The sequence below is a fragment of the Streptomyces sp. ATLC9 genome, assembly GCF_057196705.1.
This window is the reverse complement of the sequence record NZ_JBXUOY010000242.1, coordinates 1-7,834: the sequence shown is the minus strand read 5'-3', so window position 1 is coordinate 7,834 and position 7,834 is coordinate 1. Positions and strand designations below refer to the sequence as shown.

The following is a 7,834-nucleotide window of genomic DNA, read 5'->3' as shown; positions in this document are numbered from 1 at the left end:
CCCGCCCCGCCCCGCGGGCCGCCCCCCCCGCCCCGGCGCCCGCGCCCGCCCGCCCGGCCGCCGTACTGGAACGCCCTCGCGGGGTCGCGCGCCGGATCAGGCGGCGACGTCCTCCTCGGCGAGGAGGTTCCGGGTGCGGTTGGGGTCGATGTGGACGCCGGGGCCCATCGTGGTGCTGATGACGGCCTTCTTGATGTACCGGCCCTTGGCCGCGGACGGCTTCAGCCGCAGGACCTCTTCCAGCGCCGCCGCGTAGTTCTCCACCAGCTGCTTCTCGTCGAACGAGACCTTGCCGACGATGAAGTGGAGGTTGGCGTGCTTGTCGACGCGGAACTCGATCTTGCCGCCCTTGATCTCGGTGACGGCCTTGGCCACGTCCGGGGTGACGGTGCCGGTCTTCGGGTTCGGCATCAGACCGCGCGGACCGAGCACACGGCCGAGGCGGCCGACCTTGCCCATCAGGTCCGGGGTGGCGACGACGGCGTCGAAGTCCAGGCGGCCCTTGGAGACCTCGTCGATCAGTTCGTCGGAGCCGACGATGTCGGCGCCGGCGGCCTCCGCGGCCGCGGCACGCTCACCGGTCGCGAAGACCAGGACCCGGGCGGTCTTGCCGGTGCCGTGCGGGAGGTTCACGGTGCCGCGCACCATCTGGTCGGCCTTGCGCGGGTCGACGCCCAGGCGCATGGCGATCTCGACGGTCGCGTCGAACTTGGTCGGGGAGGTCTCCTTGGCGAGACGGACGGCCTCCAGCGGGGCGTAGAGCCGCGTCCGGTCGATCTTGGCGTCCGCGTTGCGGAGAGCCTTGCTGCGCTTCACTTCTGCTCCAGTTTTCTGGTGTACGGAGTCGTGGTCCGGGGGGCCAGCGCCTGACCCTGCCACTTCCATCTGTCTGTGCCCGGCGCACCCGTCCGGCTCGACCGCCCCAAGAGGGCGGGAAGCCCGGCGCGCACCCGGCGGGTACCGCGAGCGGAGCCGCTCAGCCCTCGACGGTGACGCCCATCGACCGGGCGGTGCCGGCGATGATCTTCTCGGCGGCGTCCAGGTCGTTGGCGTTGAGGTCGGGCATCTTGGTCGTGGCGATCTCGCGCACCTGCTCACGCGTGATCTTGGCGACCTTCTTGGTGTGGGGCTCGCCGGAGCCCTTCTCCACGCCCGCGGCCTTGAGGATCATCTTCGCGGCCGGCGGGGTCTTGGTGATGAAGGTGAAGGAGCGGTCCTCGTAGACCGTGATCTCCACCGGGATGACCCAGCCGCGCTGCGACTCGGTCGCGGCGTTGTAGGCCTTGCAGAACTCCATGATGTTCACGCCGTGCTGGCCCAGCGCGGGGCCGACCGGCGGGGCCGGGTTCGCGGCGCCGGCCTGGATCTGGAGCTTGATCAGCCCCGTGACCTTCTTCTTCTTGGGAGGCATGTTCTCTCCGGGTCCTGGTGAGAGGTGTCGAATCCCCCGACGGGCTGATCCACCCGTACGGAGGCATACCGCACCACGATAGCCCGTATCGCGGTGCGGTCGGAAACCGGCCAGGCCGGGCGGCCCCTCAGGGCTGCCCGACCTGGCCGGAAATCGGTGACCGGAAGAACCGCGTCAGTTCTTCTGGATCTGGTCGAAGCTCAGCTCGACCGGGGTCTCGCGGCCGAAGATCTCGACGAGGCCCTTGACCTTCTTCGAGTCCGGGTTGATCTCGTTGATCGTCGCCTGGAGGGTCGCGAACGGGCCGTCGGTGACGGTGACCGAGTCCCCGACCTCGAAGTCCAGCACCTGGACCTCGACCTTGCGGCTCGGCGCCGGCAGCCCGGCCTCGGCGGCGGCCTCCGCCGCGGCGCGCTCCTCCGCCTCGGGTGCGAGCATCTTGACGACCTCGTCCAGGGTCAGCGGGTACGGGTCGTAGGCGTTGCCCACGAAGCCGGTGACGCCCGGGGTGTTGCGCACGACGCCCCAGGACTCGTTCGTCAGGTCCATGCGCACCAGCACGTAGCCGGGGAGCTTGTTCTGGCGGACGTTCTTGCGCTCACCGTTCTTGATCTGGACGATCTCTTCCTCGGGGACCTCGGCCTGGTAGATGAAGTCCTCGACGTTCAGCGAGACAGCGCGCTGCTCCAGGTTGGCCTTCACGCGCTTCTCGTAGCCCGCGTAGGTGTGGATGACATACCACTCGCCGGGGAGATGACGCAGTTCATCGCGGAGGGCGGCGACCGGCTCCTCCGCCTCCTGCGCGGCCTCGGCCCCGGTTCCGCCGGCGGACTCGGCGGGACCGGTCGCCGCCTCGGCCGGCTCGTCCCCGGCGGTGTCGGCAGCTTCGGCCTGGTCGACGCCGTCCGCCGCCGTGTCCGCCGTCTCGACGGCGTCGGGCGCGGTGTCGTCACCCTCGACGGGGTCGACGGCGTCGTTGAGGTTCGGGTCAGACACGGTGGCTGCTTCTTCCTGGCTTCAAGGGGTCGAACATGCGGAAAAGTGCCCGGAGGGGCACTCCGCGGGCTTATCAGCCGAAGACGTACTTGACGACCTCGGTGAACCCCCAGTCAATCACGGTCACCAGGCCGATGATGACGAGGACGAAGATGATCACCACGGTCGTGTAGGTGGAGAGCTGCTTCTTGGTGGGCCAGACGACCTTGCGCAGCTCGGCGACGATCTGCCGGTAGAACAGGGCGAGACGGGCCAGCGGGCCCTTCTTCGCGCGCTTGCCACCGCGCCGGGGCTTGTTGTCGTCCTGCGACCGCCCGGGCTCGGGGACCTCGATGGAGTCCGTGATCTCCGCCACTCGTCCTCACCTGATCCGGGTCCTGGCCGCGTGCCGTGCCGCGTCCGGCCCGGCCGTACGGCGGTGCGTCCAGTTACGTACACGTGCACGCATCCCTGGTCCAGATGCGCGAAGCAGGGCCGGAGGGACTTGAACCCCCAACCGCCGGTTTTGGAGACCGGTGCTCTACCAATTGAGCTACGACCCTTCGCCGTTCCCAACCTACCGCATCCGGTCGGCGCCGCGGAGTACGCGAACCGCCGGTTGATCGGCCGGGACCAACGACGGTGAGTGTACGTGCTTCACGCGCCCCCGTCGAACACGTAACCCGTATCGCCCCCGATCCGCCTGTTCCTCCCGCCCGTACACCGGTGTTCTCCCCCTCCGATTCCCCTCCGCCCGTCCCCCGGCCCCCTTCGGCCCACGTGCCCGGACGACTCCCCGTCTGCGACGATGCCCCCATGACCGCTGTGACCCCTTCCAACCAGTCACCCACCGAGCGCCGGGTCTCGGCCCGCGTCGGCTCGATCTCCGAGTCCGCCACGCTCGCCGTCGACGCCAAGGCCAAGGCCCTCAAGGCCGCCGGGCGTCCGGTGATCGGCTTCGGCGCGGGCGAGCCCGACTTCCCGACCCCCGACTACATCGTCGAGGCCGCGGTCGAGGCCTGCCGGAACCCGCGCTTCCACCGCTACACCCCGGCCGGCGGGCTCCCCGAGCTGAAGGAGGCCATCGCGGCGAAGACGCTGCGTGACTCCGGCTACTCGGTCGAGGCCTCCCAGGTACTGGTCACCAACGGCGGCAAGCAGGCCATCTACGAGGCCTTCGCCGCCGTCCTCGACCCGGGCGACGAGGTCATCGTCCCCGCGCCGTACTGGACCACCTACCCCGAGTCGATCCGGCTGGCCGGAGGCGTCCCCGTGGACGTGGTCGCCGACGAGACCACCGGCTACCGGGTCTCGGTGGAGCAGCTGGAGGCGGCCCGCACCGAGCGCACCAAGGTGCTGGTGTTCGTCTCCCCCTCCAACCCGACCGGCGCCGTCCACTCCCGCGCCCAGGTCGAGGAGATCGGCCGCTGGGCCGCCGAGCACGGTCTGTGGGTGCTCACCGACGAGATCTACGAGCACCTGGTCTACGGCGATGCGGAGTTCTCCTCGCTGCCGGTGGTCGTGCCCGAGCTGGCCGACCGGTGCGTGGTCGTCAACGGCGTGGCCAAGACGTACGCCATGACCGGCTGGCGGGTGGGGTGGATCATCGGCCCGAAGGACGTGGTGAAGGCCGCCACCAACCTCCAGTCGCACGCCACCTCCAACGTCTCCAACGTCGCCCAGGCCGCCGCGCTGGCCGCCGTCTCCGGCGATCTGGAGGCCGTGGCGCGCATGCGCGAGGCGTTCGACCGCCGCCGCAGGACGATCGTGCGGATGCTGAACGAGATCGACGGCGTCACCTGCCCCGAGCCGGAGGGCGCCTTCTACGCCTACCCGTCGGTCAAGGGCGTGCTGGGCCGGGAGATCCGCGGCCGGCGCCCGCGGTCGAGCGTGGAGCTGGCCGAGCTGATCCTGGAGGAGGTCGAGGTCGCGGTCGTCCCCGGTGAGGCGTTCGGCACCCCTGGCTACCTGCGGCTGTCCTACGCGCTGGGCGACGAGGACCTGGTCGAGGGCGTCTCCCGGATCCAGAGGCTGCTGGCCGAGGCCAAGGCCTGACCCGGCCCGGAGCATCCCTGGGCGGGCCCGCGGAAGCAGCACTTGCGCGGGTCCGCCCGCATGTTCAGGGCCGCCCCGATCGTGGCGGTGACTTCCGGGCGTGTCGCGAGTGCGGCAAAATCCTCGGATGGAAAGCGCTCGTGATGTCCGCAAGCTCCCGAAGGCCCACCTCCACCTGCACTTCACCGGGTCCATGCGCCCGGGCACGCTGCTGGAGCTCGCCGACAGACACGGCGTCCACCTCCCGGAGGCGCTGAGCAGCGGCCGTCCCCCGAGACTTCGGGCCACCGACGAGCGCGGCTGGTTCCGCTTCCAGCGGCTGTACGACGCCGCGCGCTCCTGTCTGCGCACCCCCGACGACATCCGGCGGCTGGTGCGCGAGGCCGCCGAGGAGGACGTGCGGGACGGATCCCGCTGGCTGGAGATCCAGGTGGACCCGACCTCCTACGCACCGCGCCTGGGAGGGCTGATCCCCGCGATGGAGATCATCCTGGACGCGGTGGAGGGCGCCTCCGCCGAGACCGGGCTCGGCATACGCGTGCTGGTCGCCGCGAACCGGATGAAGCACCCGCTGGACGCCCGCACCCTGGCCCGGCTGGCCGTGCGCTACGCCGACCGCGGCGTGGTCGGCTTCGGCCTGTCCAACGACGAGCGGCGCGGTTTCGCCCGCGACTTCGACCGCGCCTTCGCCATCGCGCGCCGGGGCGGCCTGCTGGCGGCCCCGCACGGCGGCGAGCTGTCGGGACCGGGGTCCGTCGCCGACTGCCTGGACGACCTGCGCGCGGGCCGCGTCGGGCACGGGGTGCGCGCCACCGAGGACCCGCGGCTGCTGGCGCGGCTGGCCGCGCAGGGCGTCACCTGCGAGGTCTGCCCTGCCTCCAACGTGGCACTGGGCGTGTACGACCGGCACGAGGACGTACCGCTGCGGACCATGTTCGAGGCGGGGGTGCCGCTGGCGCTGGGCGCCGACGACCCGCTGCTGTTCGGCTCCCGGCTGGCCGCGCAGTACGAGATCGCGCGGCGGTACCACGGCTTCACGGACGAGGAGCTGGCGGAGCTGGCCCGCCAGTCGGTGCGCGGCTCGCGCGCTCCGGAGGACGTCCGGAAGGCGATCCTGGCGGACATCGACGCGTGGCTGGTGGAGGAGCCGGAGCGGATCCCGTCCCGCGGGCTCCGCTGAGCCCGCTCTCCCGAGCCTGTCCGGGAGGGACCCGGGAGCGGTCTCAGAGCGAGCAGCCGACGGTCACCGGTTCGTTGACCAGCGTCACCCCGAAGGCCTCGCGCACTCCGTCGCGGACCTCCCGGGCCAGGGCGAGGAGGTCGGCGGTGGTGGCCGAGCCCCGGTTGGTCAGGGCGAGGGTGTGCTTGGTGGAGATCCGGGCCGGGCCGTCGCCGTAGCCCTTGGCGAAGCCGGCCCTGTCGATCAGCCAGGCGGCGGAGGTCTTCACCAGGCCGTCCCCGGCCGGATAGGCCGGCGGGGCGGCGTCCGGCCCCAGCCGCCCGGCGACGCGGGCGAGGAAGGCGGCGTGCTCGTCCCCGGTGAGCACGGGGTTGGTGAAGAAGGAGCCGGCCGACCAGGTGTCGTGGTCCTCCGGATCGAGCACCATGCCCTTGCCCGCGCGGAGCTTCAGAACGGTCTCGCGGGCCCGCTCCACCGGCACCCGGTCGCCGGTCCCCACGCCCAGCGCGCGGGCGGTCTCGGCGTAGCGCAGGGGGGCCGAGAGGCCGTCCGCGTCCTCCAGTTCGAGACGGACGCGCAGCACGACGAAGCGGGTGGGGTCGGCCTTGAAGCGGCTGTGCCGGTAGGAGAAGCCGCACTCGGCGGCGGGGACGGTGACGGTGCGGCCGGACCGGCGGTCGTAGGCGACGACCTCGGTGATCGTGGAGGAGACCTCCTGGCCGTACGCGCCGACGTTCTGGACGGGCGTGGCGCCCGCCGACCCGGGGATGCCGGCCATGCACTCGACACCCGCGAGCCCGGCCTCGACGGTACGGGCGACGGCCTCGGACCAGTTCTCGCCCGCGGCCAGCTCCAGACGGGTGCCCTCCAGGCGGAAGCCGGTGGTGGCGATGCGCAGGGCGGTGCCGGCGAAGCCCTCGTCGGCGATGACGAGGTTGCTGCCGCCGCCGACGAGCAGCAGCGGGGTGCCGTCGGCGTCGGCGGCCCGTACCGCCTCGGTCACCTCCTCGTCGGTGGTCGCCGTGACCAGGCGGGCCGCGGGGCCGCCCAGGCGGAAGGTGGTCAGCGGGGCGAGGGGCGCGTCGTGGAGTTCCTGCACGCGCCCAAGAGTACGAGAGCGGCCGTACGCGCCTGCGTACGGCCGCGTCCGCCGGCCCGGCGCTCCGGCGGCCCGCTCAGGCGAGCCGGACCACCGCGCGGGACATGCCCAGCACCTTCTGCCCGGCGCTGGTGACCTTGAGGTCCACCCGGACGGTGCGGGCCTCGTCGTCGAGCTTGGCCGCGACCTTGCCCGAGACCTCGATCACGGCGCCCGAACCGTCGTCGGGGACGACGACGGGCCTGGTGAAGCGCACGCCGTACTCCACGAGCGCGCCGGGGTCGCCGGTCCAGTCGGTCACCACGCGGGCGGCCTCGGCCATGGTGAACATCCCGTGCGCGATGACGTCGGGGAGGCCGACCTCACGTGCGAACCGCTCGTTCCAGTGAATCGGGTTGAAGTCGCCGGAGGCGCCCGCGTACCGCACGAGCGTGTCGCGGGTCACGGGGAAGCTCCGGGCGGGCAGTTCGGTGCCGGCCTCGATGTCCGCGTACGCGATCCTCGCCGTCATCCGTCTCACCCCCCCTGCTCGTCGGCCGCGCGGGCCACCAGCTTGGTCCAGGCCGTCACGACGTGCTCGCCCGTCTCGTCGTGCACCTCGCCGCGGACGTCCAGGATGTCGTTGCCCGCCATGGACTTGACCGCCTCGATGGTGGAGGTCACCGTGAGCCGGTCTCCGGCGCGCACCGGCCGGGTGTAGGCGAACCTCTGGTCGCCGTGCACCACCCGGCTGTAGTCCAGTCCCAGCTCCGGGTCCGCGACGACCTCCCCGGCGGCCCTGAAGGTGACGGCGAAGACGAAGGTGGGCGGAGCGATCACGTCGGGGTGACCGAGCTCACCGGCCGCCTCCGGGTCGGTGTACGCGGGATGGGCGTCACCGATGGCCTCGGCGAACTCGCGGATCTTCTCCCGGCCGACCTCGTACGGTGCGGTGGGCGGATAGCTCCGCCCCACGAAGGACTGGTCGAGCGCCATGGCCCGGTACCTCCATACGGCTTACTGGTGGTTGCTGATCGGACGGCTCGGACGGACGCAAAGCCGTGGGGGGGCGCCCCCGCCCCGGGGGGGGCCCCCCGGCCTGGGGGGGGGTGGGGGGGGGGGGGGGCGGGCGGGG

General features: G+C 72.1%; 9 protein-coding genes and 1 tRNA gene. 2 read left to right on the top strand and 8 right to left on the bottom strand.

The features are described from left to right. Positions 1-96 precede the first annotated feature (96 nt). The 5 genes from rplA to AC2CJA_RS21095 all read right to left on the bottom strand — a co-directional run bounded on the left by rplA (position 97) and on the right by AC2CJA_RS21095 (position 2,949). Positions 97-816, bottom strand: coding sequence for a 50S ribosomal protein L1 (rplA, locus tag AC2CJA_RS21115; RefSeq protein WP_241714756.1), 720 nt, complete (start codon positions 814-816; stop codon positions 97-99). A 160-nt stretch (positions 817-976) separates the two neighbouring features. Beyond that, on the bottom strand, positions 977-1,411 hold the full coding sequence (gene rplK, locus AC2CJA_RS21110) for a 50S ribosomal protein L11 (protein WP_093660552.1): 435 nt from the start codon (positions 1,409-1,411) through the stop codon (positions 977-979). Between the two features lie 174 nt (positions 1,412-1,585). Then, positions 1,586-2,407, bottom strand: a complete 822-nt coding sequence (gene nusG / locus AC2CJA_RS21105) for a transcription termination/antitermination protein NusG (protein ID WP_484604247.1) — start codon at positions 2,405-2,407, stop codon at positions 1,586-1,588. A 73-nt stretch (positions 2,408-2,480) separates the two neighbouring features. Further along, on the bottom strand, positions 2,481-2,762 hold the full coding sequence (gene secE, locus AC2CJA_RS21100) for a preprotein translocase subunit SecE (RefSeq protein ID WP_241714759.1): 282 nt from the start codon (positions 2,760-2,762) through the stop codon (positions 2,481-2,483). A gap of 114 nt (positions 2,763-2,876) precedes the next feature. Beyond that, positions 2,877-2,949, bottom strand: a tRNA-Trp gene (locus tag AC2CJA_RS21095). Positions 2,950-3,202: 253 nt separating this feature from the next. Here AC2CJA_RS21095 and AC2CJA_RS21090 point away from each other — a divergent pair. Together AC2CJA_RS21090 and AC2CJA_RS21085 are read left to right on the top strand one after the other, a co-directional pair. Continuing rightward, on the top strand, positions 3,203-4,441 hold the full coding sequence (locus AC2CJA_RS21090) for a pyridoxal phosphate-dependent aminotransferase (RefSeq protein ID WP_484604246.1): 1,239 nt from the start codon (positions 3,203-3,205) through the stop codon (positions 4,439-4,441). 127 nt (positions 4,442-4,568) lie between these two features. Further along, positions 4,569-5,621, top strand: a complete 1,053-nt coding sequence (locus AC2CJA_RS21085; protein WP_484604245.1) for an adenosine deaminase — start codon at positions 4,569-4,571, stop codon at positions 5,619-5,621. 43 nt (positions 5,622-5,664) lie between these two features. Here the strand turns inward: AC2CJA_RS21085 and AC2CJA_RS21080 are convergent, their stop codons facing one another. The 3 genes from AC2CJA_RS21080 to AC2CJA_RS21070 all read right to left on the bottom strand — a co-directional run bounded on the left by AC2CJA_RS21080 (position 5,665) and on the right by AC2CJA_RS21070 (position 7,695). Then, on the bottom strand, positions 5,665-6,720 hold the full coding sequence (locus AC2CJA_RS21080) for a UDP-N-acetylmuramate dehydrogenase (RefSeq protein ID WP_484604244.1): 1,056 nt from the start codon (positions 6,718-6,720) through the stop codon (positions 5,665-5,667). A 76-nt stretch (positions 6,721-6,796) separates the two neighbouring features. Continuing rightward, positions 6,797-7,231 carry a MaoC family dehydratase gene (locus AC2CJA_RS21075; protein WP_484604243.1) on the bottom strand — a complete coding sequence of 145 codons (435 nt, stop codon included), beginning with the start codon at positions 7,229-7,231 and terminating at the stop codon, positions 6,797-6,799. A gap of 5 nt (positions 7,232-7,236) precedes the next feature. Further along, a complete protein-coding gene (locus AC2CJA_RS21070; RefSeq protein WP_484604242.1) occupies positions 7,237-7,695 on the bottom strand; it encodes an FAS1-like dehydratase domain-containing protein in 459 nt (152 codons plus the stop codon). Positions 7,696-7,834: the final 139 nt, after the last annotated feature.

Coding starts and splice junctions, on each gene's coding strand:
- rplK (WP_093660552.1), bottom strand. CDS start 1,411: ATGCCTCCCAAGAAGAAGAAGGTCACGGGGCTGATCAAGCTCCAGATC.
- AC2CJA_RS21090 (WP_484604246.1), top strand. CDS start 3,203: ATGACCGCTGTGACCCCTTCCAACCAGTCACCCACCGAGCGCCGGGTC.
- AC2CJA_RS21085 (WP_484604245.1), top strand. CDS start 4,569: ATGGAAAGCGCTCGTGATGTCCGCAAGCTCCCGAAGGCCCACCTCCAC.
- AC2CJA_RS21075 (WP_484604243.1), bottom strand. CDS start 7,231: ATGACGGCGAGGATCGCGTACGCGGACATCGAGGCCGGCACCGAACTG.
- AC2CJA_RS21070 (WP_484604242.1), bottom strand. CDS start 7,695: ATGGCGCTCGACCAGTCCTTCGTGGGGCGGAGCTATCCGCCCACCGCA.